This window comes from Pseudomonas sp. (assembly GCF_050739775.1).
Taxonomy (GTDB): domain Bacteria; phylum Pseudomonadota; class Gammaproteobacteria; order Pseudomonadales; family Pseudomonadaceae; genus Aquipseudomonas.
In genome coordinates this window covers 1-26,151 of sequence record NZ_JBOICA010000017.1, presented here as the reverse complement: position 1 = coordinate 26,151, position 26,151 = coordinate 1, and the positions used below count along the sequence as shown (strand labels likewise).

The 26,151-nt window shown below is 55.9% G+C and carries 25 protein-coding genes; 15 read left to right on the top strand and 10 right to left on the bottom strand.

The features are described 5' to 3' along the window. Positions 1 to 54: 54 nt before the first annotated feature. A complete protein-coding gene (locus ACRESH_RS10920; RefSeq protein WP_431742004.1) occupies positions 55 to 1,980 on the bottom strand; it encodes a sigma-54-dependent Fis family transcriptional regulator in 1,926 nt (641 codons plus the stop codon). A gap of 267 nt (positions 1,981 to 2,247) precedes the next feature. Here ACRESH_RS10920 and exaC point away from each other — a divergent pair, with 267 nt between their 5' ends. The 8 genes from exaC to ppa all read left to right on the top strand — a co-directional run bounded on the left by exaC (position 2,248) and on the right by ppa (position 10,463). Continuing rightward, a complete protein-coding gene (gene exaC, locus ACRESH_RS10915) occupies positions 2,248 to 3,768 on the top strand; it encodes an acetaldehyde dehydrogenase ExaC (RefSeq protein WP_431742003.1) in 1,521 nt (506 codons plus the stop codon). Positions 3,769 to 3,877: 109 nt separating this feature from the next. Continuing rightward, positions 3,878 to 5,326 carry an ethanolamine permease gene (eat, locus tag ACRESH_RS10910; protein ID WP_431742002.1) on the top strand — a complete coding sequence of 483 codons (1,449 nt, stop codon included), beginning with the start codon at positions 3,878 to 3,880 and terminating at the stop codon, positions 5,324 to 5,326. Between the two features lie 51 nt (positions 5,327 to 5,377). Then, positions 5,378 to 6,772 (top strand): ethanolamine ammonia-lyase subunit EutB, encoded by a 1,395-nt coding sequence (locus ACRESH_RS10905; protein ID WP_431742001.1) that lies wholly within the window; start codon positions 5,378 to 5,380, stop codon positions 6,770 to 6,772. Between the two features lie 11 nt (positions 6,773 to 6,783). Continuing rightward, complete coding sequence (gene eutC, locus ACRESH_RS10900; RefSeq protein WP_431742000.1) at positions 6,784 to 7,605, top strand: ethanolamine ammonia-lyase subunit EutC; 822 nt, start codon at positions 6,784 to 6,786, stop codon at positions 7,603 to 7,605. A 99-nt stretch (positions 7,606 to 7,704) separates the two neighbouring features. After that, positions 7,705 to 8,163 carry an N-acetyltransferase family protein gene (locus ACRESH_RS10895; RefSeq protein WP_431741999.1) on the top strand — a complete coding sequence of 153 codons (459 nt, stop codon included), beginning with the start codon at positions 7,705 to 7,707 and terminating at the stop codon, positions 8,161 to 8,163. Positions 8,164 to 8,371: 208 nt separating this feature from the next. Continuing rightward, positions 8,372 to 9,019, top strand: a complete 648-nt coding sequence (locus tag ACRESH_RS10890; protein ID WP_431741998.1) for a DedA family protein — start codon at positions 8,372 to 8,374, stop codon at positions 9,017 to 9,019. Positions 9,020 to 9,028: 9 nt separating this feature from the next. Continuing rightward, positions 9,029 to 9,844 carry a zinc-dependent peptidase gene (locus tag ACRESH_RS10885; RefSeq protein ID WP_431741997.1) on the top strand — a complete coding sequence of 272 codons (816 nt, stop codon included), beginning with the start codon at positions 9,029 to 9,031 and terminating at the stop codon, positions 9,842 to 9,844. A gap of 91 nt (positions 9,845 to 9,935) precedes the next feature. Then, positions 9,936 to 10,463, top strand: coding sequence for an inorganic diphosphatase (gene ppa, locus ACRESH_RS10880; RefSeq protein WP_007933577.1), 528 nt, complete (start codon positions 9,936 to 9,938; stop codon positions 10,461 to 10,463). A gap of 80 nt (positions 10,464 to 10,543) precedes the next feature. On the opposite strand, the gene ACRESH_RS10875 is transcribed toward ppa, so the two are convergent. Continuing rightward, complete coding sequence (locus ACRESH_RS10875) at positions 10,544 to 10,840, bottom strand: DUF3077 domain-containing protein (protein WP_431741996.1); 297 nt, start codon at positions 10,838 to 10,840, stop codon at positions 10,544 to 10,546. A 268-nt stretch (positions 10,841 to 11,108) separates the two neighbouring features. Here ACRESH_RS10875 and ACRESH_RS10870 point away from each other — a divergent pair, with 268 nt between their 5' ends. The 3 genes from ACRESH_RS10870 (at position 11,109) to ACRESH_RS10860 (ending at position 14,210) form a co-directional block, all read left to right on the top strand. Further along, on the top strand, positions 11,109 to 11,819 hold the full coding sequence (locus ACRESH_RS10870; RefSeq protein ID WP_431741995.1) for a LexA family transcriptional regulator: 711 nt from the start codon (positions 11,109 to 11,111) through the stop codon (positions 11,817 to 11,819). 389 nt (positions 11,820 to 12,208) lie between these two features. After that, complete coding sequence (locus tag ACRESH_RS10865) at positions 12,209 to 13,414, top strand: tyrosine-type recombinase/integrase (RefSeq protein ID WP_431741994.1); 1,206 nt, start codon at positions 12,209 to 12,211, stop codon at positions 13,412 to 13,414. A 61-nt stretch (positions 13,415 to 13,475) separates the two neighbouring features. Further along, a complete protein-coding gene (locus tag ACRESH_RS10860; protein ID WP_431741993.1) occupies positions 13,476 to 14,210 on the top strand; it encodes a hypothetical protein in 735 nt (244 codons plus the stop codon). On the opposite strand, the gene ACRESH_RS10855 is transcribed toward ACRESH_RS10860, so the two are convergent. Then, positions 14,211 to 15,701: a YfjI family protein gene (locus tag ACRESH_RS10855; RefSeq protein ID WP_431741992.1), complete on the bottom strand. Its 1,491-nt coding sequence runs from the start codon at positions 15,699 to 15,701 to the stop codon at positions 14,211 to 14,213. It lies immediately after the preceding gene. 29 nt (positions 15,702 to 15,730) lie between these two features. Further along, entirely contained in the window at positions 15,731 to 15,961 is a 231-nt protein-coding gene (locus tag ACRESH_RS10850) for an AlpA family phage regulatory protein (RefSeq protein ID WP_431741991.1), read from the bottom strand. A gap of 491 nt (positions 15,962 to 16,452) precedes the next feature. Here ACRESH_RS10850 and ACRESH_RS10845 point away from each other — a divergent pair, with 491 nt between their 5' ends. Together ACRESH_RS10845 and ACRESH_RS10840 are read left to right on the top strand one after the other, a co-directional pair. After that, positions 16,453 to 16,782 (top strand): hypothetical protein, encoded by a 330-nt coding sequence (locus ACRESH_RS10845; RefSeq protein WP_431742067.1) that lies wholly within the window; start codon positions 16,453 to 16,455, stop codon positions 16,780 to 16,782. Between the two features lie 54 nt (positions 16,783 to 16,836). Further along, positions 16,837 to 17,805, top strand: coding sequence for a DUF932 domain-containing protein (locus ACRESH_RS10840; protein WP_431741990.1), 969 nt, complete (start codon positions 16,837 to 16,839; stop codon positions 17,803 to 17,805). A gap of 448 nt (positions 17,806 to 18,253) precedes the next feature. On the opposite strand, the gene ACRESH_RS10835 is transcribed toward ACRESH_RS10840, so the two are convergent. Next, positions 18,254 to 18,601: a helix-turn-helix domain-containing protein gene (locus ACRESH_RS10835; protein ID WP_431741989.1), complete on the bottom strand. Its 348-nt coding sequence runs from the start codon at positions 18,599 to 18,601 to the stop codon at positions 18,254 to 18,256. A gap of 132 nt (positions 18,602 to 18,733) precedes the next feature. On the opposite strand from ACRESH_RS10835, the gene ACRESH_RS10830 reads away from it, so the two are divergent. Together ACRESH_RS10830 and ACRESH_RS10825 are read left to right on the top strand one after the other, a co-directional pair. Further along, positions 18,734 to 19,273, top strand: coding sequence for a DUF4339 domain-containing protein (locus ACRESH_RS10830; protein ID WP_431741988.1), 540 nt, complete (start codon positions 18,734 to 18,736; stop codon positions 19,271 to 19,273). A 173-nt stretch (positions 19,274 to 19,446) separates the two neighbouring features. After that, positions 19,447 to 19,926 carry a hypothetical protein gene (locus ACRESH_RS10825; protein ID WP_431741987.1) on the top strand — a complete coding sequence of 160 codons (480 nt, stop codon included), beginning with the start codon at positions 19,447 to 19,449 and terminating at the stop codon, positions 19,924 to 19,926. A 111-nt stretch (positions 19,927 to 20,037) separates the two neighbouring features. On the opposite strand, the gene ACRESH_RS10820 is transcribed toward ACRESH_RS10825, so the two are convergent. The 5 genes from ACRESH_RS10820 to ACRESH_RS10800 all read right to left on the bottom strand — a co-directional run. Further along, complete coding sequence (locus tag ACRESH_RS10820) at positions 20,038 to 20,694, bottom strand: inovirus Gp2 family protein (RefSeq protein WP_431741986.1); 657 nt, start codon at positions 20,692 to 20,694, stop codon at positions 20,038 to 20,040. 380 nt (positions 20,695 to 21,074) lie between these two features. After that, on the bottom strand, positions 21,075 to 22,280 hold the full coding sequence (locus ACRESH_RS10815) for a hypothetical protein (protein WP_431741985.1): 1,206 nt from the start codon (positions 22,278 to 22,280) through the stop codon (positions 21,075 to 21,077). Beyond that, positions 22,277 to 23,281 (bottom strand): nucleoid-associated protein, encoded by a 1,005-nt coding sequence (locus ACRESH_RS10810; RefSeq protein ID WP_431741984.1) that lies wholly within the window; start codon positions 23,279 to 23,281, stop codon positions 22,277 to 22,279. Before ACRESH_RS10810 ends, ACRESH_RS10815 begins: the two co-directional genes overlap by 4 nt. Before the next feature lie 95 nt (positions 23,282 to 23,376). Beyond that, on the bottom strand, positions 23,377 to 26,046 hold the full coding sequence (locus ACRESH_RS10805) for a type III restriction-modification system endonuclease (RefSeq protein ID WP_431741983.1): 2,670 nt from the start codon (positions 26,044 to 26,046) through the stop codon (positions 23,377 to 23,379). 12 nt (positions 26,047 to 26,058) lie between these two features. Beyond that, a partial coding sequence (locus ACRESH_RS10800; RefSeq protein WP_431742066.1) for a transposase domain-containing protein occupies positions 26,059 to 26,151 on the bottom strand: 93 nt, incomplete at its 5' end.

Here is a 26,151-nt window from a genome sequence, read left to right as displayed (position 1 = left end):
AAAACGTCGAGGCAGGGTAGCCCAGGGCGCAGGAATTCGCATCCTGTGTTTCGCTCAAAGGCTACGGGCGATACCGTGTTTGCGAAGTTTTCGATATAAGGTATTGCGGCTGACCCCCAACTGCGCCGCCACATGGGTCATGTGCCAGCGTTGCTGTTCGAGCACGCTGAGCAAGGTGTTGCGCTCGGCGCTGTCCAGCGGCGGAGCGGGGTCATCCACAGCCACGGCAGGCTTGATTGGCGTCGGCGTGTGGCGCACCACAGCCGGCAACTCGGAAAACTCGATGCGACCGCCTTCGCACAGCGCCACCAGCGTGCGCAGAACGTTGCGCAGCTGGCGCACGTTGCCCGGCCAAGCAAACTCAAGCAAGGCCCGCCGGGCAGCAGGCTCGAGGCTGACCGCTTGACCGCCCGCCTCTTCGGCGAGGATAAAATCGAGCAACTGGGACTTGTCACTGCGCTCACGCAAGGCCGGTAGTTCAACTTCCAGACCGTTCAGGCGGTAATACAGATCTTCGCGAAAACTGCCATCCTCTACCCGCTCCAGCAGGTTACGGTGCGTGGCGCTGATAATGCGCACGTTGACGGCCTGCGGCTCGCCGCCGATCGGCACCACCATGCGATCTTCCAGCACCCGCAGCAGGCGGGTCTGCAGGGCCAGGGGCATGTCACCGATCTCATCCAGCAACAAGGTACCGCCGTCGGCCTGCTGCAGCTTGCCGCGCATGCCCTCCTTGCGCGCACCGGTGAAGCTGCCACCGCGGTAACCGAACAGCTCGCTCTCGATCAGACTTTCCGGAATGGAGGCGCAGTTCAAGGCGACAAAAGCACGGTCGCGGCGCTGGCTGGCCTGGTGCACGGCTTTGGCGAAGGCCTCCTTGCCGCTGCCGGTCTCACCATTGATCAACAAGGGAACGTCGCGTTCGAACACGCGCACGGCACGACGAAATTCATTCTGTAGTAGCGGATCGAGCAGGCAGATCGCCCCACCTTTTTCCACCTTGGCCGCCGGTGCCGGCGCTGGCAACGAAGGTTGCACTGGCGCACGAGCCTGGCCACGCAGGCTGGCGAACAACAAACGGCCATCGCGGGTGCGCAGCGGCCAACTGGTGCTGGCCTGTGCCGTGGCGCGGCTGAACAACTCATCCAGGGCACAGTCGAAGAACATCTCCACCGGCTTGCCTAACACGCCGCCACGAATGGTACCGAGCAGGTTCAATGCGCTCTGATTGACCGCACTGATCCGCCCCTCGCCATCAAAGGCCAGCAACCCTTCGCTGAACAGGCCGACCGATTCGGCCTGCAAGTGAAAGCGCAGCAGCCACTGGTTCTCGAAATAACGCAGGAAATAACAACTCTCGATCATCTTCGCCGAGAGGTTCACCAGGGCCATGGTGTGGAACTGACTCTGGCGCGATACATCCGGGCGAGCCGAAGAGACATCGAGCACCGCCAGCAGCTCGCCGTGCGGATCGAACACCGGACTGGCCGAGCACGTAAGGCCAGTGTGGCGGCCACGGAAATGTTCGTCCTGATGGATGGTCAGTGCCTGACGCTCGACCAGGCAAGTGCCGATACCGTTGGTGCCCTCACAGGCCTCGCTCCAGTCGGCGCCCAACCACAGCCCGGCGCGCTCGAAGATACGCCGCTCAGTGGATGCAGTGACACAATTGAGGATCACCCCGCGGGCATCGGTCAGCAGCACCGCGTGCCCTGCTCCGGACAATTGCTGGTGCAGGCTGTTCATTTCACTGCCGGCAATCTGCAGCACCTGCTGCAGGCGCTCACGACTCTCCAGCACGCGACCATGCTCCAGCACGGTCGGCGCCACACTCAAGGCCGGGTCCAGATGGTAATCCTCAAGACAGCGCAGCCATGAACGGGCAATCGACGGATCGCTGCCCGGCCCCTGCATCTGTGCCTTGCCCTGGGTCACCGTGAGTACTTGCCGGGCGTGCCGGCTGAGATGATTGTTCTGCACTTTTTTATTGTTCTCCGCAGACGAGATAGGCCCAGCATCCTCCACCCGCCCGCGCATTGCAATGCTGGCTTGACCGTTGGGTCACAGCCTGTGCCATTAACGGTACAAAGTGTCACCCATGCTGTACCGGCGCTGCCACACAGCCACCTTCCCTTGCCTGACAAAACCCCGCAACCCCTTGATTTTCATGACCCTGGCAACACTGGCCCAAGCCTTGCTCTATGCTTCATATCCTCCCCAACAAGCACAATAGCCAGGAGACACACCATGCGTTACGCACATCCCGGTACCGAAGGCGCCAAGGTTTCCTTCAAGAGCCGTTATGGGAACTACATCGGTGGCGAGTTTGTAGCTCCAGTCAAAGGGCAATACTTCGAAAACACCTCGCCAGTGAACGGCCAACTGATTGCCGAATTCCCGCGCTCCACTGCCGAAGACGTTGAAAAGGCCCTGGACGCTGCCCATGCCGCCGCTGACGCCTGGGGCACGACCTCGGCCCAGGCGCGCTCGCTGGTCCTGCTGAAAATCGCCGACCGCATCGAACAGAACCTCGAGCTGCTGGCCATCACCGAGACCTGGGACAACGGCAAGGCCATCCGCGAAACCCTCAACGCCGACATCCCGCTGGCCGCCGACCACTTCCGCTACTTCGCCGGCTGCCTGCGCGCCCAGGAAGGCGGCGCAGCAGAAATCGACGGCAACACCGTGGCCTACCACCTGCATGAGCCGCTGGGCGTGGTCGGGCAGATCATCCCGTGGAACTTCCCGATCCTGATGGCCGCGTGGAAACTCGCGCCAGCCCTGGCGGCCGGTAACTGCGTGGTACTCAAGCCGGCCGAACAGACCCCGTTGGGCATCAGCGTGCTGCTGGAAGTGATCGGCGACCTGCTGCCACCTGGCGTACTCAACGTGGTCCAAGGCTATGGCCGCGAAGCCGGTGAAGCCCTGGCCACCAGCAAGCGCATCGCCAAGATCGCCTTCACCGGCTCGACCCCGGTGGGCTCGCACATCATGAAATGTGCGGCCGAGAACATCATCCCGTCGACCGTGGAACTGGGCGGCAAATCGCCGAACATCTTCTTCGAAGACATCATGCAGGCCGAGCCTGCCTTCATCGAGAAAGCCGCCGAGGGCCTGGTGCTGGCCTTCTTCAACCAGGGCGAAGTATGCACCTGCCCGTCGCGGGCGCTGGTGCAAGAGTCGATCTACCCGGCGTTCATGCAAGAGGTGATGAAGAAGATCAAGCAGATCAAGCGCGGCGATCCGCTGGATACCGACACCATGGTCGGCGCCCAGGCCTCCGAGCAGCAGTTCGACAAGATCCTCTCGTACCTGGAAATCGCCGAAAAAGAAGGTGCCGAGCTGCTGACCGGCGGCAAGGTAGAAAAACTCGAAGGCAGCCTGGCGACCGGTTACTACATCCAGCCGACCCTGCTCAAGGGCACCAACGAGATGCGCGTGTTCCAGGAAGAGATCTTTGGCCCGGTGGTCAGCGTCACCACCTTCAAGGACGAAGCCGAGGCGCTGGCAATCGCCAACGACACCGAATTCGGCCTCGGCGCTGGCGTCTGGACCCGCGACATCAACCGCGCCTACCGCATGGGCCGCGGTATCAAGGCGGGCCGTGTATGGACCAACTGCTACCACCTGTACCCGGCCCACGCCGCGTTCGGTGGTTACAAAAAGTCCGGCGTCGGCCGTGAAACCCACAAAATGATGCTCGACCACTACCAGCAGACCAAGAACCTGCTGGTCAGCTACGACATCAATCCGCTGGGCTTCTTCTAACCCGCAAACAGAGCGGTCCCCGTCCGGGACCGCTCTGGCTCGCTTCCTGCAAGACCATCACCAGAGAACCGGCATCCGCCGGGAACGATAAAAAAAACAGGTGAACCCTATGCCAAGCGATCACACCGGCAGCGCGCCGGCCGGCTCCTCTGTCGACTTCGAAAAAGTCGGCACCGACTATTTCCAACAACGTGAACTGAAAAAAGGCGCGGCAGGCTGGGTGCTGCTGGTCGGCCTGGGCGTTGCCTATGTGATTTCCGGCGACTATGCCGGCTGGAACTTTGGCCTGGCCCAAGGCGGCTGGGGCGGCATGTTCCTGGCCACCTTGCTGATGGCCACCATGTACCTGTGCATGTGCTTCTCGCTGGCCGAGCTGTCCTCGATGATCCCCACCGCCGGCGGCGGCTACGGCTTTGCCCGCAGCGCGTTCGGGCCCTGGGGCGGGTTCCTGACCGGCACCGCGATCCTGATCGAATACGCCATCGCCCCGGCAGCGATTGCCGTGTTCATCGGCGCCTATTGCCAGTCGCTGTTCGGTATCGGCGGCTGGATGATCTACCTGGCCTTCTACATCATCTTTATCGGCATCCACATCTTCGGCGTGGGTGAAGCACTGAAGCTGATGTTCATCATCACCGCCGTGGCAGCCATTGCCCTGGGCGTGTTCCTGGTGGCCATGGTGCCGCACTTCGATGTCAACAACCTGTTCGACATCGCCCAGACCGATGCCGTTGGCGCCAGCAGCTTCCTGCCGTTCGGTTATGTCGGGGTGTGGGCGGCGATCCCCTATGCAATCTGGTTCTTCCTCGCGGTCGAAGGCGTGCCGCTGGCCGCCGAAGAAACCAAGAATCCCAAGCGTGACCTGCCTCGCGGCCTGATCGGCGCCATGTTGGTGCTGCTGGCCTTCGCCCTGCTGATCCTCGTGGTCGGGCCTGGCGGCGCCGGTGCCGAAGCCCTGAAAAGCTCGGGCAACCCGCTGGTCGAAGCACTGGCCAAAGCCTATGGCGGTTCAACCTGGATGGGCGGCTTCGTCAACCTGGTGGGCCTGGCCGGCCTGATCGCCAGCTTCTTCTCGATCATCTACGCCTACTCGCGGCAGATCTTCGCCTTGTCGCGTGCCGGCTACCTGCCGCGCAAACTCTCGGAAACCAACAAGAGCAAGGCACCGGTACTGGCCCTGGTGATCCCCGGGATCATCGGTTTCGGTCTGTCGCTGACCGGCCAGGGCGACCTGCTGATCCTGGTTGCGGTGTTCGGCGCTACGCTGTCTTATGTACTGATGATGGCCGCGCACATAACCCTGCGGATCAAACGCCCGAAAATGGAGCGCCCATACCGTACGCCGGGCGGGATCTTCACCTCAGGCGTAGCGCTGGTGCTGGCCTGCATCGCCGTGGTCGCCGGCTTCCTGGTTGATCCGCGGGTGGTGGTTGGCGCGGCAATCATCTATGGCGTACTGATTGCCTACTTTGCGTTCTACAGCCGGCACCACCTGGTCGCCGGGACACCGGAGGAAGAATTCGCCGCGATCCAGAAGGCCGAAGAGGCCCTGCACTGATCAATGCCACCTGCGCCGCAGGCCAGGCCTGCGGCGTTCTGGAGATTCTGTATGGCAAGTTTTGTACACACGGCAGGTCAGCAGACCTACCGCTTTGAAAGCCTCAAAGAAGTGATGGCCAAGGCCAGCCCAGCACGCTCGGGCGATTTTCTCGCCGGAGTCGCGGCCAGCAACGATGGCGAACGGGTTGCGGCGCAGATGGCCCTGGCGGACATCCCGCTCACACACTTTCTCAGCGAAGCACTGATTCCCTACGAAGACGATGAAGTCACCCGACTGATCATCGACACCCACGATGCCAACGCCTTCGCCCCGGTCAGCCACCTGACCGTCGGCGGGCTGCGCGATTGGCTGCTCAGCGACCGGGCCGATGAAGCCAGCCTGCGCGCCCTGGCGCCCGGGCTGACCCCGGAGATGGCCGCCGCCGTATCGAAGATCATGCGCGTGCAGGACCTGGTGCTGGTGGCGCAAAAGATCCGTGTGGTCACCCGCTTTCGCGGCACCATGGGCCTGCGCGGCCGCCTGTCGACCCGCCTGCAGCCCAACCACCCGACCGATGAACCGGCCGGGATCGCCGCGAGCATCCTCGACGGCCTGCTCTACGGCAACGGTGACGCCATGATCGGCATCAACCCGGCCACCGACAGCATCGCCTCGATCTGCACCCTGCTGGAAATGCTCGACGCCATCATCCAGCGCTACGACATCCCCACCCAGGCCTGCGTGCTGACCCACGTGACCACGTCGATCGAAGCGATCAACCGTGGCGTGCCGCTGGACCTGGTGTTCCAATCGATTGCCGGCACCGAGGCGGCCAACGCCAGCTTTGGCATCAACCTCAATGTCCTGCAAGAAGGCTACGACGCCGGCCTGAGCCTCAATCGCGGTACCCTCGGGCAGAACCTGATGTACTTCGAAACCGGTCAGGGCAGCGCGCTGTCGGCCAACGCCCACCATGGCGTCGACCAGCAGACCTGTGAAACCCGCGCCTATGCCGTGGCCCGCCACTTCAAGCCGTTTCTGGTCAACACTGTAGTCGGCTTCATCGGCCCGGAGTACCTGTACAACGGCAAGCAGATCATCCGTGCCGGCCTTGAAGACCACTTCTGCGGCAAGTTGCTCGGCGTGCCTATGGGCTGTGATATTTGCTACACCAACCATGCCGAAGCCGACCAGGACGACATGGACATGCTCCTGACCCTGCTGGGCGTTGCCGGGATCAACTTCATCATGGGCATCCCCGGTTCCGACGACATCATGCTCAACTACCAGACCACCTCGTTCCACGATGCGCTCTACGCCCGCCAGACCCTGGGCCTGAAACCGGCGCCGGAGTTCGAAGCCTGGCTGGCGCGCACCGGCATCTTCACCCAGGCCGATGGCCGCGTGCGTTTCGGTGACAACCTGCCCCCGGCCTTCCGCCAGGCCCTGGCACAACTGGGATAAGCGAGGCAACCATGGACAACACCCCACAGCCTGACAACAGCGCCAACCCCTGGCTGGAACTGCGCCGCCTGACCCCGGCGCGCATCGCCCTGGGCCGCACCGGCACCAGCCTGCCGACCGGCGCCCAGCTGGACTTCCAGTTCGCCCATGCCCAGGCCCGCGACGCCGTGCACCTGGCCTTTGATCACCAGGGGCTGCGCAGCCAACTGAGCGAGCGCCAGCGCGACAGCCTGCTACTGCACAGCGCCGCTGCCGACCGCCACAGTTATCTGCAACGCCCCGACCTGGGCCGGCGCCTGCACCCGGATTCGGCGCAACAGCTGCGCGATCATGCCCAGGCCAACCCTGGCGGGGTCGACCTGGCCATCGTCATCGCCGATGGTCTTTCGGCCCTGGCGGTGCACCGCCACACGCTGCCGTTTCTGACACGCTTTGAAGAACAGTCTGCCGCCGACGGCTGGTCGACGTCGCCGGTGATCCTGGTGGAACAGGGCCGGGTAGCCGTGGCCGACGAAGTGGGCGAGCTGCTCGGGGCGAAAATGACCGTGATCCTGATCGGCGAGCGCCCGGGCCTGAGTTCCCCTGACAGCCTTGGCCTATATTTCACCTACAACCCCAAAGTGGGGCTGACCGACGCCTACCGCAACTGCATTTCCAACGTGCGCCTGGAAGGACTCAGCTATGGCATGGCCGCCCATCGCCTGTTGTACCTGATGCGCGAGGCGTGCCGGCGGCAGTTGTCCGGGGTGAACCTGAAGGATGAGGCCCAGGTGCACACCCTGGACTCAAAGGACCAGGCGCCCGCACGCGGAAATTTCCTGTTGAATAAATGAGGGCTGCTCGTAGATTGCGTTTTCTAAGTTTTCTCAGGCAGCATCTGCCAAGGCTGCCGGCGATTTGCCGCAACTTCCATGGACCCTGAGGGCCTACTTATGCGGATCATCAAAGCAACCCTGGACCATCTGGACCTGCTTGCCCCGCTGTTCGTCAAATACCGCGAGTTCTATGGCCAGTTGCCGTACCCGGACTCCTCCCGCTCATTCCTGGAGAAGCGCCTGGAACGGGGTGAATCGATCATTTACCTGGCCCTGGCAAACGATGACGACAGCAAGCTGATGGGTTTTTGCCAGCTCTACCCGAGCTTCTCGTCGTTATCGCTCAAGCGCGTGTGGATCCTCAACGACATCTATGTCGCCGAAGACTCCCGACGCATGTTGGTCGCCGACCACCTCATGCGCGAAGCTAAAAAAATGGCCAAGGAAACCAACGCTGTGCGCATGCGGGTCTCTACCAGCAGCGACAACGAAGTGGCGATGAGGACTTACGAATCCATCGGCTTTCGTGAAGACACCGAGTTCAAGAGCTACATCCTGCCGATCAACTCGGATTGATGCGCCGCAAAGGCAGGCCTGGCACCTGCCTTGCACTTCTTTGGTAATCCGCCGCTACAAACTGCGCAGGCACAATCTTGTCGCCGCCGTATAATGCGCCTCCTCAAAATGTGTGAAACTTTACCCATCACTCGGGTAGCGGCGGATCGCATTCGCACTGCCAGTCATCGCATACCCCCGACCGGGTCAAAGAACACAGGTGCTGTACATGGATTTCAACCCGCTGGACCTCATTCTGCATCTCGACACCTACCTCGATTTGCTGGTCAACAACTATGGCCCGTGGATCTACGCGATCCTGTTCCTGGTGATTTTCTGCGAGACCGGTCTGGTGGTCATGCCGTTCCTGCCGGGTGACTCCCTGCTGTTCATTGCCGGTGCGGTTGCCGCTGGCGGCGGCATGGATCCGGTGCTGCTCGGTGGCCTGCTGATGGCCGCGGCCATCCTCGGCGACAGCACCAACTATGTGATAGGCCGAACGGCTGGTGAACGGCTATTTCGCAATCCCAATTCGAAGATCTTCCGTCGTGACTACCTGCAGCAGACCCACGACTTCTACGAGCGCCACGGCGGCAAAACCGTCACCCTCGCGCGCTTTTTGCCGATCCTGCGCACCTTTGCGCCGTTTGTCGCCGGCATTGCTAAAATGCATTACCCACGCTTCCTCGGCTTCAGCGTCGCCGGCACCATACTCTGGGTCGGCGGCCTGGTGACCCTCGGCTACTTCTTCGGCAACGTACCCTTCATCAAACAGAACCTGTCGCTGATGATCGTCGTGATCATCCTGCTGTCGCTGGTGCCGATGATCATTGGCATAGTGCGCAGCCGTATGCAACGCACCGCCAAGGTCCAGTAAGCCCTGGCCATGTGGTCACTGAGCGCCTGGCGCCGTCGCCGTACCCTGGCACGCCACCCCATCGACCCGCTGCGCTGGCAGCGGGTTCGCGAGCGCCTGCCGATGCTCGACGGCCTGAGCGCCGACGAAGACCACTGGCTGCGCGAAGCCTGCGTACTGTTTCTGCATGACAAACACCTGAGCGCCCTGCCCGGCGTTGAGCTGGATGGCGAGCAACGGCTGTTTCTCGCCGCCCAGGCCCAGCTGCCGCTACTGCATCTGGGTGAGTTGAACTGGTACCAGGGCTTCCACGAAATCGTGCTGTACCCCGACGACTTCCTCAGCCCCCAACGCCACCGCGACGCCAGCGGCGTGGAACATGAATGGAACGGCGAGCACAGTGGCGAAGCCTGGCAACAAGGCCCGGTGATCCTCGCTTGGCCCGGCGTACTGGCCAGCGGCGGCTGGGAGGGCTACAACCTGGTCATCCATGAACTGGCGCACAAGCTCGACATGCTCAACGGCGACGCCAACGGCCTGCCGCCGCTGCACAACGACATGCGTGTCAGCGACTGGGCCAAGGCCATGCAAGAGGCCTACGACGACCTCAACCGCCAACTCGACCGCAACCCGGACGCCGAGACCGCCATCGACCCTTACGCGGCGGAAAACCCGGCGGAGTTCTTCGCTGTCACCAGCGAATACTTCTTCAGCGCCCCCGACCTGCTCAACGACGCCTACCCCGCGGTGTACCAGCAGCTGCGCGGTTTTTACCGTCAGGATCCGCTGGCCCGCCTGCAGCATTTGCAGCACATCCACCCGCATTACCGGCAGACGCAGGACTGACACTGCCGGACATCAGGGCGGACGTGGCAAGCACGGTGGAATGTGCCTATAATCGCGACCAATTTTTGGCCAAACATGGGGGCACTGCCCAATGAGCTACAGCAAGATTCCGGCTGGCAAAGACCTGCCGAACGACATCTACGTCGCCATCGAGATTCCAGCCAACCACGCCCCGATCAAATACGAGATCGACAAGGACAGCGATTGCCTGTTCGTTGACCGTTTCATGGCCACCCCGATGTTCTACCCGGCCAACTACGGTTACATCCCTAACACCCTGGCCGACGACGGTGATCCGCTGGACGTGCTGGTTGTTACCCCGTACCCGGTAGCCCCAGGCTCGGTTATCCGCGCCCGTCCGGTTGGCATCCTGAACATGACCGACGACGGTGGCGGCGACGCCAAAGTCATCGCCGTACCGCACGACAAACTGTCGCAGCTGTACGTCGACGTCAAAGAATACACCGACCTGCCAGCCCTGCTGATCCAGCAGATCGAGCACTTCTTCGCCAACTACAAGGATCTGGAGAAGGGCAAGTGGGTCAAGATCGAAGGCTGGGACGGCGCTGACGCCGCCCGCGCCGCGATCACCAAGTCGGTTGCTGCCTACAAAGGCTAAGCAACCCCTGACAAAGAGCCCCGCTGATGCAGGGCTCTTTGTTTAAGGAGCAACCCCACAGGCAGTTGATCCCACAACCCTCAGGTCGTCTTCATTCCCAAGCTCACATCATCAATGATCGCCTTGGCGAATTCGCTCAGATAAAAAGCGGCCCACATCATGTCGCCGTCTTCATCCACGAGACCCGTCAGGATCAGCTTGTGTACACAACCAAGCACGGTTGAAGCCTGCTCCAGCGCGTAGTCACACGGCACACCCGGCGTAATGCGAAACAGCCCCATGGGCGATTGCTGGCTGCAGATGAAATTCACAACACCTGCCGTCTCGCCGGTTTCGGCTCGCGAATCCTTGTTCATGGCATAACGCACAGCTGCCATAACTAGCTGCATCTATTATCTACTCGGGCTCTCACACCCGGTCGCCAATGAAACGACCCGAGGAAACTAGCTCTGTAGCGCCTTTACAGCAACAGTGAAAAGGCGGCAGCGTGCGTAGGATAGTTCCGAAAGCGGTCCAAGTTGAATTTTTTGAAAGGAAACCTTACGCAACCCTAGGCATTGCCTGTAAAACCAGGCCATTTCCCGCCATCAAAATGAACTTCGTGTTTATTTCCCTGGATGCATAAGGGCACTAGACTCAGGTCTCATGAATACCTCCGGTGATCGTCTCAAAACCCTTCTGCACGAGTGCGGCCTGTCGCCTTCCGATTTTGCGGCACAGCGCAAAGTGACTCCGCAGCACGTCAACAACTGGTTCAAACGGGGTGTGCCCTTGGCCCGTCTCGATGAAATCGCCGAGCTGCTGTGCGTCTGCAGCAAGTGGCTGCGCAGCGGCGAAGGCCCCAAACATCCCAACCCCTTGCCGCGCCTGAATGCTGCACCGCGCAAACCTGGTACAGAACTCGCGGAACAGAGCCTGCTTGCCGCCAACAGCGCTGATGACATCCAGTTGCCGTTCTACAGCATGCAATCCAGACAGCTCAGCCCCATCGCCAACCGCTACCTGCGCCTGCCCATTCGCGCACTTGATGCCCTCGGTGTCGATCCAGACCTGGCGCTATGCGTGAGCATGCCCGCGGGTAACATGAGCCCGTTGCTGCCACGTGGCAGCACCCTGGCCATCGACTGTGGCCTGAAACACGTCGTCGAAGGCGAGCTCTATGCCTTGCTACACAACGGGCGCTTGTGCATCAACAGCCTCAGCCAGCGCGCCAACGGCACCTTGAGCCTGCACAGCCACGACAGCGACGAACACCCCACCGAAACCTACAGCCCGGCGCAGCTCAAGAGCCAGAAGCTGAGCGTGCTTGGCTGGGTGTTCTGGTGGGGGCATTTGCGTGACAGCCGCCCGGTTTGAGCGGCTGCGGGTGATTTTTTGCTGGGCATCCGCCGCGAGACTCAGTATGCTACGCCGCACATTTCGCCCCGGCTGCCTAGCACGCCTGCGGGCCTGGCGCGGCAACACACTGCCTGTCCGCCACCTCCCGGCCCCAGCGCCGGAGCAATGATTTTAAGGCGGTTGCGGCTTACCATAAATTAGCCAAGACCGTCCCCTAGGAGCCGGCCACAAGCCGGCTTTTTAATTGTCCGAAATAATCCTATCCCATCCGATAATCCACCTGATAGCCTAGATATTCCGGGGCTTTAGGCATTCCCCTGTCCGATAGTGTTCAATGCTATCTGACCTCATCCGACGATGAAGTGGGGGGACAGATGGGGGGACAAAAGGACGACAGGGGAATAACAATGGGTAAGCTGAATCCGAAACAAGTCGAAAACCTGACCGAGCCAGGTACCTATGAAGATGGCGATGGGCTTCGCTTAGTCGTCAAGCCAACGGGGCGCAAATCCTGGCTACTTCGCTTTCAACTGGCAGGTCGTCGCAGAGAGATGGGCTTGGGCTCCTTTCCTGAAGTGAGCCTCAAGAAAGCCAGACAAGAAGCCAGCGCCAAACGCAGCCAATTGAGCGACGGTGTAGATCCTTTAGCCGCCCGCGACATCGAACGCGCTGCCCAACGCGAGGCGCAACGAACCAACGAGGCGAAACAGCTGAAGTTCGAGACACTCGCGAAAGAGTACTGTGAAGCGCATGGAGGCACTTGGTCAGAGAAGTGGCGTAAAGGCTGGCTGCGGAAGCTGGAGCTGTATGCCTTCGACCACATTGGCAAACTATCAGCCGAGGAAATCGGGACTCCCCAGGTGCTCAAAGTGCTGCAACCGATCTGGGCCAGCAAAACCCGAACCGCCGACGAGGTACGGGGTCAGATCGAACAGGTTCTGGACGCTGCCAAGGCACGTAACCTGCGAGAGGGTGAGAACCCTGCTCGCTGGCGTGGGCACTTAGACAATCTGTTGAGTCGTGCTGAAAAGAAGAAGGCTCGGAAACGCGAACACTTTGAAGCTTTGCGGTGGCAGGACGTGCCAGCGCTGATGACCAAGCTCAGCAAAAACTCCACACCGCCATCTTGGGCTGCTCAACTACTGATCATGACCAGCGCACGCGCCCACATGGTGAGGTTTGCTCGTTGGGATGAGTTTGATTTGGCAGCTAGCACCTGGTCATTGCCAGATGAACGAATGAAGATGCGAATAGCCTTTGTAATCCCACTTGCCGAGGAGGTCGTAGAGCTTGTGAATAGAATTCCGCGAGATGAAAGAAGCGCCTATCTATTCCCTGGCCAGGGCAAGACAGGGGTGATGCATGCAAACGCGGTCCGAACACTCCTGCATGGCATGGGATACAAACACATTACCCGACACGGTTTTCGATCCTCCTTTCGGGACTGGGCCGGAGAATGTACCCATTACCCACGCGAGGTCTGTGAGATGGCACTGGCGCATGACGAGCGTGATCAGACCGAAGGGGCGTACTCTCGCTCAGACTTCTTGGATAAGCGACGCGTACTGATGGCCGACTGGGCACGCTTTTTAACTTTACCATCAACTGCCTAGTTTATTAAAAAAGCGACCAAATCATAAAACCTCTAAATCGCAAAAAGACACAAAAGAAATCATGCCACCATCAGATAACTGGACAGAAAAGCCTGTAAGCGCACTTGAGGTGCTTGAAAATGCAACCGTTGAACAAACGATAATTGAGCTTTTAGATAGCCTGCAAGAAACCGAGGGCGTTCTGCGCCCTGGCTCCAACATACAACCAAAGCTAGCCGCAATTTGCATAGCACTGGATGATATCAGCTTTACAAAAACTGACTTAGTTTGGATTCACGGTGACATTGCAATGGATCATGGCACATGGCACAGACAAACAGAAAGCGCTCATGAATTGGCCTGCATCTATGCAGCCATGATTACAATTGAGCAAAAGAAAGAAAATATAGCTAGAACTATTTCCGCCATCCAAAAAGCAGCATATTTTTCTGGCCTAGCTGCAGGGTACTCCCACCATAGAAAAACCGTGGCTGTAGAGAAGGCCAGGAAAGCAGGACTTACAAAGGCCGCTATCTCCGCTGAAATAAACAACCAACTAATAAAACTTCTTAAGTCGAAGCGACCGCGAAATGGTTGGCCTGGCGCTGGTAATGCCGCGAAATTTCTTGCACCGTTACTGCTTGAGTTTATAACCGAAGAATTAAAAGCAAAAAAAGCAGATTTGGGTTCAGTTCAATCCGTCATTCATAACAGCATCGAAAATGATAAAAATGTTCGACAAGCTTATATTAAAACCGCAAACGCACGACAAGCAACGCTTACAAAAAATGCTTCCAAGACACCCTCTCTTAAATAGTCAAAAGCCAAGCCCATTCATTGCCCCTCTCTTGGAGTAAAGGAAGAGGCTATGGCTGCCGCCGTAGTTGAGCCCAATTAAACGCTCGCCTCGCGGTCCAAAACATTTTTTTATTGCCCCTCGATCCGCCAACACATTCAGCGCATCATCCAGTCGTTTTTTTTCACGAAGGCGATTCGGACCATATTGGAGCACTATATTCTTCTTTATGAATGGACAGCTTGGAATGTATTTACTACGCAGCCAATCAACGAGACAATTGATGTCATCTTCTGCCCTCGACTCAGCATCGAACAGCTTTAAAAATTCGCCCGAATACCAGAGACCAACACTTATCGCAATATTTAGCGTCTGAAGAGATACATCTCCATCAAACCGTTCAAAACAATGAAACAGCGCGGCTAAACGAGCAATGTTGTCTGCCAGTTTTGAGGCATGATCACTTGCTGCTCTCATTCGTCCAGTCGGATTAATCTGAGACTCAATTTCATTACTCAATATTACCCAGCGCTGTACAGCTTCATGTGAAAACTCAATGACTTTTCTTCGTGGTTTTTCACTACCTAGTAGCTCAACGTTCCTTTCGACATATTCACAAAGCCGCTCAGCAAACCTTTCAGAATGTTCTGTATTAGTGGTTACACCCTCAACCTGACGACTGCCTTGAGTTGACTTAGGCTGACAGACCAGAAAGCGAGCCCAAAGACCTGAACCACGAGAAGCTTCACCACGCATCTGTATATAATTTTTAAAAGCACTTTCCTGTACCATTACAGACACTGTAAGCCGAGCATCATCGAGTTGGAAGCTCTCGACGGTCGCTCGATCAACTGTAATTGAGTCTCCACTCCATAAGGAGTTCTGTTTAGGCAAGTCGTTCAAGGCGGGACCATTTAACACGCCAGAACCTTCACCAGAGATCAATCCTGCACTTGGAAAATCCTGATACAAGCCCCGAAAAAGCGCTTGCGAAGTCGTATCATCATAGAGCATTTTAAACTTTTTAGGTTTTTCGGGAATTGCCTTTGAATGTTCATAAAGCAGCTGCTCTTCATCCGTTGTCTCCTGCCCCTTCGAGGCGCGAGCAGCGATTGCTTTCTGAATTGCCTTATCTTTAACTCCCCATATTTTAAATTTAATCTTCCATGCTAAATAGTCTTTTTCATAACGGTCGGCCATCTGCTTTTGGTATCGCCGAACCCCTGCAAGAAAAATATTTTCAACCGTGGACTTTCTCTCCCCCGAATTTGCTATCGTCAGGATCATCAAAGAGCAAGGAACAATACCGCCTCTTGGTTTTTGTACATCAAACAACCCTTGCAACCCCACAGACAACGCAGTGAGCGCAGCAGAAAATATTAATGGTGTCGGCGCCTTAACATTCGCTCGCACCTCATCTACCGCTGCATTAGTCAGAGGCAGCCCAATAAGACTAGGAAACATATTTTTATCAATAAGTGACGCGGCAAAACTTAAGCCGTGATTAATCATCGTTCATTCTCTCTCAACTACTTTCGGCATCAACAATCTTTATGACTCAATTTTGACTCAATCCACTCGGACACGTCCGCCTCAAACCATCCGACTGCTGCACCGCCTAGGCTGACGGGGCGTGGAAACGATCTGTCATACCTAGGCGACTTCTCGTTAAGTCGGTCGTAAATGGTTGAGCGACTTAAACCCACCCGGTCTAGTACGTGCTTCAACCGAAGAATCCTCACGGCTGGTTTACTGCTGTGTTCGCTGATCATTGCAATGCCCTCTGAAAACGTTGAGCCAATTTATCCGGAAGGTCCCTACGTGTCCGTAAAGTGCTTAAAGTTACGCTTTAAGGCTCCAGCTGACTCAGTGCAAGCCAGTAACCACAAGGCCTACAGCGATTTTTGAAAAAACACTCCGCGAGAACTGAGCAAACAACGTTGATCCAGCATGGGCATATTTGGCTGCTATTCCTGCTACCAGTAGCAGGAATAGCAGTAGCCACACCGTGAAATAGGCTCGCCACCAGCACAGTGGCCTAATGGGCAAATCGATCATGACTCAGCACGGTAGCCACACCTTTTACCCTGACGGCCCATCGGCCTTCCTCCAGAGCCAAACAGCAGAACCTTCCCCAGCAACTTCAAACAATCAATTTTCAGACCTGAATCATCTCTGTGAACCGCCTTACCGTATTAACTGCGGTAGGGGCTTTGTTGTGCCTGCTTTTTGCTCGGCACGTTTACCACTGGAGGATTTGCGTATGTATACCCCCTGCCCAAGCTGTAACTCTGGGCGTGTCGTCACAAAAGATATCGGTAAGCAAACAGGTAGCTTGATTGGTGCAGTTGGCGGCGCAGTCAGCGGCGGCGCAAGCGCCCTGTCAGGAGCGCAGGCTGGTGCGATGGTAGGTGCCATCGGCGGGCCGGTAAGCATCGCTATTGGCAGTATCGTCGGGGCACTGATCGGCGGCGTATTCGGCGGAGTCGCCGGAGGAGTTGCGGGGGCCACACTTGGGGAGCATGTGGATGACAAGGTGCTGAACAACTACCACTGCCTACAGTGCAACTACAGCTTCAGCGTTAACCGCTGATTCGCCACGTATAGGCATCTTTTGTCTAGCTATTACTTGCAAGGAATCTTTTTCATGGCTCATCTCATCGAACAAATGGCTTATGTCGGTGCTACCCCTTGGCATGGTCTGGGCAGTCGCCTTACTGAAAAACAACCGTTGGAAATCTGGCAGCATGAAGCAGGTATGAACTGGCAGATCCAAGAAAGCCCCGTTCACTACAAGGCCGATTCAATCGGCCCCCTTGGCACGATCCATTCCTTCCCAGAGCAAAAAGTGCTGTATCGCTCGGACACCAAAGCCGCGCTGTCGGTGGTGTCACAGCGTTACCAGGTGGTACAGCCCCGTGATGTCCTGGAGTTCTATCGCGACCTCACAGAGGTGTCCGGCTATGAACTGGAAACGGCGGGAGTACTCAAAGGTGGGCGCAAGTTTTGGGCGCTGGCGCGTACCGGGCAAACAGCTGCGTTAAAGGGTAATGACCAGGTCAATGGCTATCTGTTGCTGGCCACCTCCTGCGACGGCACTCTGGCGACCACCGCCACCCCGACGACTGTGCGCGTGGTGTGTAACAACACCCTGGCGATTGCCCTGGACGGCACAACCCGCGCCATAAAGGTGCCGCACAGCACCCGCTTCGAACCTCAGGCAGTGAAGAAACAGCTCGGCGTCGCCGTCTCCCAGTGGGATACCTTCATGTGTCGGATGCGAGCACTGGCTGAGCGCAAGGTGCAATGGCACGAAGCGCTGGGGTATTTCATGAACGTTCTGTGCGAGACCAACCCCAACAGCCAACTCCCAGCAGTGCTGCCTAACGAACGAGCGCTGCGTAAAGTGCAGGCCCTCTACGAAGGCCAAGGGCGTGGTTCGACACTCACCTCCGCGCAGGGCACCGCCTGGGGATTGCTCAATGCAGTGACGGAGTACGTCGATCACGAGCGACGAGCTCGCAGCAATGAATACCGCATGGATTCGGCCTGGTTCGGGCAAGGGGCACAAATCAAGCAACGGGCGCTGACAGCGGCGCTAGAACTTGCAGCCTAGTTCTTGGTTCCACGGTTTCATCTTCGCCCTTTAAACGCCTGATCAGCTGTGTGTTGATCAGGCGTTGTACCGGCTGAACGCCCTCACTAGCCCAGCCTCATAGGAGACCCTATGGCCGAGTATTGTCTGATCTGTAATTCAACAGCTGTCATATCAAAAGATGCCATAACAACCGTGGTGCTGCTAACCGGAACACTGGAAAGCTTCCTACTCGGCATGAAGGACGCGCAAACCGATCAGCCCGAAGCCGAACAGAACAGTTTTTTACGGCAGGCTCTCGCCCGGATAAGACAGGGCGTGTCGCGCGCCACCTCGGACTACCTGGCTACGATGGTCTTTGCCCAAGACATGCAGAAATACCAGTTCAGGCACTACGACTATCTCTGCCTACGTTGCGGTGCCCTGTTCGATCAAGGAGCGAGCAGTGGAGGACTCGCGCCGACTGCCATCATCCCTTCTTCAACCGCTCCGCCAAGCGCTCAATCAACTCCACGACCATCTGCCGGTCCTCATGATCCAACTGCATCAGCAACCGACTAATCCGGGTCGCCTGATCGTCCGGACGTGAGCTGGCTTCGGTCAACAGATCCGCCACCTCGCAGCCAAATATGCTGGCGAACTCCATCAACCGTTCAATATTGGGCACGACCACACCTCGCTCAATGCGGGAAACGGCTTCGTTGCCGATGCCCAAGCGTTCGGCCACCTCTTCCTGCGTCAAGCCACTGCGAATGCGTTGCTTAGCAATCGCGCGGCCCACCACGCCCGCCAAAAACTTCTGATCAGTCTCTATCACAGCCCCTCCCATCTCAACCTAGATGGTTGGGCATCACCTCATTGACATGAAGAACTTGCCAGGTTGAAAATCAACCTAGAAGATTGAAATCAATTTGTTTATGTCCACATCAAACAAAACAAGGAATCTCCCATGCCGGAAGCAGCAAGCAGCGAGCAATGGTTTTACGAAGAGAAAGGCCAGCGCCAGGCTGCCAATGAGCTGCAAATCATCGACCTGATTCGCTCAGGAAAACTGACCTATGGCAGCCTCATTTGGAAGAAGGGTTTGGAAAACTGGATTCAACTCGAAAGGACGGGGTTTCTACAGCATCTCCAAGCAACGTCTCCCCCGCCACTTACAGGCGCCAGTGTTAATAACACGCTGGTGTGGCTGCTGGCCTTCGCGCCTCTGCTTGGTTACCTCTTGGAAGCCTTTGTCGCGGGCGCCACGGGGGGCGGTCAGAGGGCGCTAAGCGAAGGCCAGTACTGGTATCTCACCGTGATTTTGAATATCGCGTTGAGCCTGTTCGATGAAAAGCGTTTGAAGAACGCGGGCCACGACACCCGCCATTTCAAGGGCTGGGTCTTTATCGTACCGGTCTACCTGTACCAGCGCGCCAAAATGCTGAAGCAGAACTTGGCGTACTTCATCGTGTGGATTGCCAGTTTCGCACTGACTCTGTTTGTCTGACCCCACCGAATTAGCCTTGCGGTGCTTTTGGCTAGTGCTGGAAGCACTCCACGGAATTTTCAGATGCCTCTGTTAAAAACAACAGGTTGTGGATAAGTCCAACTTTTTCCTGGAAAGCCGCATTACCCAAAGTAAAAAACCAACTTGATCATCAGCCACAAAGGAATTTCAGCATGAACATTATTAAAACTATTGCCCTACCATTGCTATTAGCAAGCACGACTACATACGCAGCCAGCTACTGTGATAGCAAACCGACTCAACAAGCGATAAATAACTGCTACAAGCAATCTGCATCAACATATAAAAAAGCGGTTGATAAGTCACTCTCTGAACTATTAGAGATGCCAGGGCAAAACGCGCAGTCAAAAGCAGTAATAATGCAAAACCAAAAGAAGTGGGAGTCCCAAGTTCAAAACTCTTGCAGTGATTTTGCCTGCTTTGAATATCAGTTCATTGGCCGACTAACTCAAATCAACAGACTCAAAGAACAGCAGAGTAAAATAAAGACCCGCACTAAAGCGATCGATCCCAATCAGTGTCTCAACGCTTGGATTGACGCCTACAGGAAAGAGGCCGGAGAGGATGCCACCGTCACTCAAGATCAAGGTATGGAATGGGAAGGCTGGTGCAGTGAAGGCAAGCTTCCTTAAAGCATGATGACTACTTGATCACACCCGTCTGGTAGGCAGCTGGGGACAACCCAAAGGCAGCCTACCGGAAGGGCGGGTTTTCACTCCGCTATATTTTTTCTTCTAGCTAGCTCAAATCCTGCTGCAACCAAACCCGTGCTGACCATCACCGTAAGCCTTGGTTGCAGCCTTGCAGAGGTAGCTCGCTCTTTCGAAGAGCTCATGCTGCCCCTCTGACCGAGCACGATCCAAGTAATACACTGGATTATCGGGTATATGGACGGCCCCGCCAATGGCCGCCACAGGGAGGCTCAGAGCACTTGCCCAAGCAGACTCCAACCGATGAAAAACATTATCGCTATTGGATTTGAAGTTTCCAAGTACTGTAAACGCGTCTCGGTTCAATAGAATCACCAAGTGGTAATGGGGCAAGCCATGTTGCCCCAACTCCCGGGCCCAGACGTACCGAACGTTACTACTATGAGCTTTGGGGTTAGTGAGGTGTGCCACACTTCGATTATGTCGAATTTTGGCTTTGAAGGACTCAATAAAACGCTCAATCACTTGATTCGTGTAAGCGAAGGCAGGAAGCGGAGGACCCAACGGCAACCGTAGGTCAACTCTAAACGCAAAGACTCTTGAGTATTGCTCAAGAGACCGTTTAATCGTCTCATCAAGACGATTAAGGTACTCCCGAATGAATGGGCCTTTATCTACCTGTATCGGTTTCCCCAAAAAACCTGGACCGTAATGAAAGCTAAGATTTGTATTGACAGGATGGCGAAGCATGTCGGGACTCCAATATATTAATCCATACATATGCCGACATCAGATTAGCTTTTACAGCACGCGCCAATCGCTCCTTTGCAGAGACGGCGCCTATGGACACCTAACACCTAACACCTAACACCTAACACCTAACACCTAACCACCAACACCATCCATCACATTTAGTTCAGGAGCCTATAGAGCACGATACATCATACTACCAATACCGAGCATAAAAACTATCACATTTAAAGTCTATACACAGACAAATAAGGCACCACCTAAAACCTTACCTATACTTTAAGCACTCTGGAAAAAAAGCATATTACCAGGGAGCGACGCCCCATCTTTTTAACTCTACCAAACCTCTATATCGCGCCCACCACACACCAACTACAAGATCAACAAGCCGACGACAAAATCTTCCATACTCCACCAAAATAAATACATACAGGGTGAGTCAACACTAAATACATTACATGAGCCAAGACCAACCCTAAAGTCACGACACAATAGACTGCTCGAAAAGCCCAGCGCTGCGTTTCTAATCTGGCTTCAAGCTTAGGAAAAATTCCACTGACGACATCTTTAACAGGGGCATAATTTTTTTCGATTTTTTCTTTTTTCCGCTTTATCTCATCATCCAGCGCATCCAAGGTATGAAGTTGGTTTCGCATAACGAGCCAGGTCAGTATCACGAAAACCCAGACTCCAACCAAAATGGCGGAGTTCACCCAGAAAATTGCATCGACTGTAGATGTCTCTTTCAGCTGCGTCGCCACGATGATAGTCGCTACAGGTATGCCTAATATTTGGTTTTGGACATCTGCAAATGTTTTGTGGATTTTCGCGAGTTCTTCCAGCTTAGCAGTCTCCATTTGGTCTAGGACTTTTTCATAGGAGAAGTCCGCCACGAACAACCGATATCCCTCATCGAACTGTTTGAGTAGCTCGGGTAACCGTTTGAGCAAGCCTGAGAATCGTTGTTGTGCGCTACTCGCACCACAGAGTTTTTGCACAGCTTTGGCCACTATAGTGAGCTTCTGCTCACGATGGGTGTCCTGATTGCAGCGAGCAATCAAGGCTTCCAAGCTTGCAATGTCAACCTCGGCGAGGTCCTGCACAGAGTACTGAAGCGGCACTATGAACTTACCGTCATCAATGTAAACCAGATCTTGGTTTTCTTTGTCGAGATAGGCCGCGCTTTCCTCCAGAAGCTTTATGAAGCGCAAAACATGGCGATATAGCTGAATCTGTTCCGGTGGGGCATTGTCGGTACAGGCCCACGCCTGGGGCAGCAAGTAGAATCGTGGCTCTTTGATACGACTGGATGGAAATGCGAGTACCTCCTCGAATCGCTCTGCCAAAAGGCCGACGCCAGTACGAGGATCATCAGCGTGCAGTCGGATGGTTTCGCCAACATTAAGCGACGCGGGTAGCCTTTCATCAAGTAATGAGATCCCGTACTGGCGAGGTTCGGCCAACAGATTTTGTAACTCATGCAGCTGATCTCTGTCCGCTATGGTGAGGCTACCTTCGCGGGTACCAGGAACGAAGGTTATAGCGCGATACAGTGCTACCAGCCGATTGAAGCTTTCCTGGCTCATTCGTCGATTTCTTCGATCAGTTCCTGGCGTAGCTGGGGTGGAATGTGGGTCAGCACAATGGAGTCAGTGTCTCGGTTATAGCGTAGATGACCTGAACGCACTGCTTTGCGGTCAAATGTCAGCTTCCAATAATCCGATTTCCCCTCGAACTTGACGAGACCTTTGATGGCTCGCCGGTCTGGAACAAATCCGTCCGACAGACCAAGCTCTTCGCTTGCAAGCTTGGTTTGAAGCGTTTCAGGTGCATCAGGCCACAAGTGATTGGAGAGCGCCTCCAAGCTTACCGGGGTGTCTTTGCCCAAACCAGTGAGGTACTGGTGTGCCTGTTCTAGAAACTCATCGCGCCGGGCCGGCTCCAGCTCCTGTTCGGAGGCAAATTGCTCCAGTCCAGTTACCAGCTTCTTGCTTTCCTCCAAAGCCAGGATCAGATCGTTGCACCCTAGGAAGAGCTTGAAGTAATTCGCGATATCGCCTCGACCTTTCAGAAAGCTGATATACCGTTCTGCGCCTCCCTGCCATGCCGTCAAGTCTACTCGACCGGCCACGCGCAGCTGGCTCATGTCTAGGTGAACACTGTCGATAACCTCCAGGCCCTCAGTGATCGCTGTGCCTACTACTTCTGTCACGATAGCGACGAGCAGATACTCTGTGCCCTCTTTGCTGATCTTTGCGATTAAAACAAAGCCCCCCGTTGCCAACTGCTCGACACTGGCTCGGGACTGGAGATGTGTCATTAGCCTATTGGACAGAACTAGAAAGTCACTTTCCCCTTCAAGGATGTGCTGACGAATGAATCGCTGCACAGGGTATTCGTCTTCGTTCTCCTCAAAACGACCATAACCTTTCCCGGCGCGCTCCGAATAAAGCTTGTGCAGGTGGTCTATAAGCCTTTGCACGGAAGGGTTAACCGGTAGCTCCGTGGGGCGCAGGTCGACGTCTGCCTCGCGCTGGTGGGCCTCTTTAATCAGCTTATGGACAATGCAGTTAGTAATTTGAGGCATAACCAGTTCCCTTGGATTGTTATAAATATAAATTCGAGAATTGTGCCTCACACGATGCATTGAGCAACAACGCACCGGCGGCCAAATAGTTCCCGCTACACCACCAACTCCATCAATTTCCCATAGCCATCCACCACTTGGTACTTCACCTGGTCAGAGGTGATTTTGGCGAAGAATTTGCGGGCGCAGGCGATTTTGGATTTTTCGATGTCGCGCAGCTCAAGTGAGGACATTGAGCCCTTGGTTTCGGCGACGAAGTAAACGTGCTTCACCTTGCCTTCCTGGAAGGCAATCGCCCAGTCTGGGTTGTAGTTGCCGACAGGGGTCGGAATAAAGAAACTCTTCGGTAGCTTGGCATACACCGCGACTTCAGTGCTGGCGTCCAATTCCTGAACGAATTTCCGTTCGATGTTGGAGTCGGTGAACACGTAATCGTAGACGTGGTGCTTGGCTTCGAAAGCCTTACTGAAATCATCTCGCGGCTTCTCGGCGGTGAATATGTCGGAGCTGTGGGTCTCGTCCACCGGATCGTAAGCGATGTGCTCAACGATGGCCGTGGCTTTCTGCTCGTTGATTAAGGTACCAGCCCGGGCGATGAAGTCTTCCGGGTTGGTCTTGTACTGACTGAAGACGGCAAGATTTAAGCGTTTGAGAATGCTAGCAATGGTGTTGCGCGTCAGCTGAGTGGCTTCCGCCAGGTTACCGATCAGGTCGTATTTCACTGCAGAATGAACGGAGTGCGTGTACTTCTCGGTTGAGCTTTCAGCGACCTTGAAGGCCGTACCACTCTTCATATCGTCGAAGCTGGCATTCGCCAATTGGGTGCCACGTTCGATGATGTACTGCATTGGCTTAACACGCAGTTCCGCATCCAAGGCCCCCACGCACTTATCCACCAGCTCGCCGGTTTCAAAGTGAACGGTGTACGCCGCTTTGCGGTTGATCTTGTTCCACAGCGCCTGAAACTCTTTCTTCTCGAAATTCGAGTTCAGCGGATTGAGCTTGGCTTTGCGGTCGTTGCCGATCTCAGGCATTTGCGCGGAGCTGAACACACTATCGATCAGCTGGAATACCTGCTCGGCATAAGGTTGCAGTTCTGCTGGCAGCTCGGCCAATTGCTCTTCACGCTTGGCCTCATGGTAAGCGTCGGTGATCTGATCGCTCTCGTCGGTGTAGTCGTTCTTCAGCAGGTATTTGTAGATCTGCTTGGCCAGTTGCGGCGTAACTTCTACATCACCGCTGGAAGTCTGCAAGACCTTACCAGTGAAGTATTTCTCATCTGCGATACGCGGCCGCGCTGACAGCGACTCACTGATGTCTTTCTGCAGCGCACTGACGAAATCCTTGTAGCTTTCGCTGGCCACTACGGTCAGTTCGTTGATCTCGTGTACCGTGGCTGGGTTGTCCATACGCTCGCCCAACTGATTCACGGACAAGCGCATGCCGCGACCTACTTCCTGACGGCGGGAGACAGTGTTATCGCTGTGTTTCAAGGCGCAGATGACGAAGACGTTGGGGTTATCCCAGCCTTCGCGCAATGCCGAGTGAGAGAAGATAAAACGCACCGGTTCATCGAAAGACAGCAGGCGCTCCTTATCCTTGAGGATCAGATCGTAGGCATCAACGTCATCAGTCTCGGTAGCCTTCTTACCTACCGAAGGATCGACTAAGCGCTTGCTCTTCTTATCGATAGAGAAGTAGCCATTGTGCGTCTGACGGGCTTGGATGCCTTTGAGGTAGCGGTTATAGGGCGTGTCTTCTAGCGTCATCACATCGGTAAGGTAGGCGTTGTATTCCTCTTCGAAGATCTGCGCGTACTCTCCCACCACTTCACCGGTTTCATCGTATTGGCGGTACTTGGCCACTTCGTCGATAAAAAACAGTGACAGCACCTTAATGCCACGGCTGAACAGCAGCATCTCTTTCTGGAAATGTGCCTTGACTGCCTCTCGGATCTGGATGCGCCGCATCGCGGCTTCATCCACGTTGCCCACGGCATCGCCAGCGACCAACTCGACGCCATTGGTGAAGCTCAATGTATCGATACGCGCATCGATATCGGCAACTACATAGCCCTTGTACTGATCCAGCCCACCGGACAGGTCATATAGGTTGTCGTTGCGACCGAGCTTGCGCATCACACGCTTGATGACGTTGCTCTGCTTAACCTCAAACTCAACCCGCGCCATGGGCGGCTTGTTGCTGGAGACTTCGATATCCTGCAGAAACAGGTAGGCGTTGGTACCGGTCAGGTTTTTGATCGTTATGCCGCGCACATTGATCTTCTTCACCAGCTTTTGGTTGTAGGCGTCCAAAGCGTCGAGGCGGTGGATCTTGTTGTACTCAGTTTTGTGGGTGGCCGAGAAGCGCACGATCATCAGCGGGTTGAACTCACTGAAGGAAGCTAGCGTCTTGGCACCTTCCATCTTCTGCGGCTCATCGAGAAACAAGATTGGCCGGTTGGCCTTGATTACGTCGATGGGCTTACGAGACTGGAAGTCATCAAGCTCGTCATAGATTCGACGGTTGTCCTTACCCGTTGCGTTGAACGCCTGGGTATTGATTACCATCACGTTGATGCCCGCATCCGAGGAAAAGCTCTCCAGATTGTGCAACTGCTTGGAATTGTAGATGAAGAATCGCGCCTTCTTACCGTAGCTCTCCAGGAAGTGTTCGGCGGTGATCTGCAGCGACTTGTACACGCCCTCACGGATGGCAATGCTCGGAACAACAACGATGAATTTGCGTAAGCGGTTGGGGAACACACCTTGCTCAGGTCAGCCCGACATCCATTGATGCGGTAGCAGTTGGTCGATCTCACTGGCCTTCTGCGTCGGCAACCGCGTCAGCACGTCCTTGAGATAGGCATA

Excerpts from the sequence above, each read along its gene's own strand:
- ppa (WP_007933577.1), top strand. The coding sequence starts at position 9,936 with ATGAGCTACAGCAAGATTCCGGCTGGCAAAGACCTGCCGAACGACATC.
- ACRESH_RS10860 (WP_431741993.1), top strand. The coding sequence starts at position 13,476 with ATGCCACCATCAGATAACTGGACAGAAAAGCCTGTAAGCGCACTTGAG.
- ACRESH_RS10895 (WP_431741999.1), top strand. The coding sequence starts at position 7,705 with ATGCGGATCATCAAAGCAACCCTGGACCATCTGGACCTGCTTGCCCCG.
- ACRESH_RS10875 (WP_431741996.1), bottom strand. The coding sequence starts at position 10,840 with ATGGCAGCTGTGCGTTATGCCATGAACAAGGATTCGCGAGCCGAAACC.
- ACRESH_RS10830 (WP_431741988.1), top strand. The coding sequence starts at position 18,734 with ATGCCGGAAGCAGCAAGCAGCGAGCAATGGTTTTACGAAGAGAAAGGC.
- eutC (WP_431742000.1), top strand. The coding sequence starts at position 6,784 with ATGGACAACACCCCACAGCCTGACAACAGCGCCAACCCCTGGCTGGAA.
- ACRESH_RS10840 (WP_431741990.1), top strand. The coding sequence starts at position 16,837 with ATGGCTCATCTCATCGAACAAATGGCTTATGTCGGTGCTACCCCTTGG.
- ACRESH_RS10825 (WP_431741987.1), top strand. The coding sequence starts at position 19,447 with ATGAACATTATTAAAACTATTGCCCTACCATTGCTATTAGCAAGCACG.
- eat (WP_431742002.1), top strand. The coding sequence starts at position 3,878 with ATGCCAAGCGATCACACCGGCAGCGCGCCGGCCGGCTCCTCTGTCGAC.
- ACRESH_RS10865 (WP_431741994.1), top strand. The coding sequence starts at position 12,209 with ATGGGTAAGCTGAATCCGAAACAAGTCGAAAACCTGACCGAGCCAGGT.
- ACRESH_RS10905 (WP_431742001.1), top strand. The coding sequence starts at position 5,378 with ATGGCAAGTTTTGTACACACGGCAGGTCAGCAGACCTACCGCTTTGAA.
- ACRESH_RS10870 (WP_431741995.1), top strand. The coding sequence starts at position 11,109 with ATGAATACCTCCGGTGATCGTCTCAAAACCCTTCTGCACGAGTGCGGC.
- ACRESH_RS10820 (WP_431741986.1), bottom strand. The coding sequence starts at position 20,694 with ATGCTTCGCCATCCTGTCAATACAAATCTTAGCTTTCATTACGGTCCA.
- ACRESH_RS10850 (WP_431741991.1), bottom strand. The coding sequence starts at position 15,961 with ATGATCAGCGAACACAGCAGTAAACCAGCCGTGAGGATTCTTCGGTTG.
- ACRESH_RS10885 (WP_431741997.1), top strand. The coding sequence starts at position 9,029 with ATGTGGTCACTGAGCGCCTGGCGCCGTCGCCGTACCCTGGCACGCCAC.
- ACRESH_RS10845 (WP_431742067.1), top strand. The coding sequence starts at position 16,453 with ATGTATACCCCCTGCCCAAGCTGTAACTCTGGGCGTGTCGTCACAAAA.
- ACRESH_RS10815 (WP_431741985.1), bottom strand. The coding sequence starts at position 22,280 with ATGAGCCAGGAAAGCTTCAATCGGCTGGTAGCACTGTATCGCGCTATA.
- exaC (WP_431742003.1), top strand. The coding sequence starts at position 2,248 with ATGCGTTACGCACATCCCGGTACCGAAGGCGCCAAGGTTTCCTTCAAG.
- ACRESH_RS10810 (WP_431741984.1), bottom strand. The coding sequence starts at position 23,281 with ATGCCTCAAATTACTAACTGCATTGTCCATAAGCTGATTAAAGAGGCC.
- ACRESH_RS10855 (WP_431741992.1), bottom strand. The coding sequence starts at position 15,701 with ATGATTAATCACGGCTTAAGTTTTGCCGCGTCACTTATTGATAAAAAT.
- ACRESH_RS10890 (WP_431741998.1), top strand. The coding sequence starts at position 8,372 with ATGGATTTCAACCCGCTGGACCTCATTCTGCATCTCGACACCTACCTC.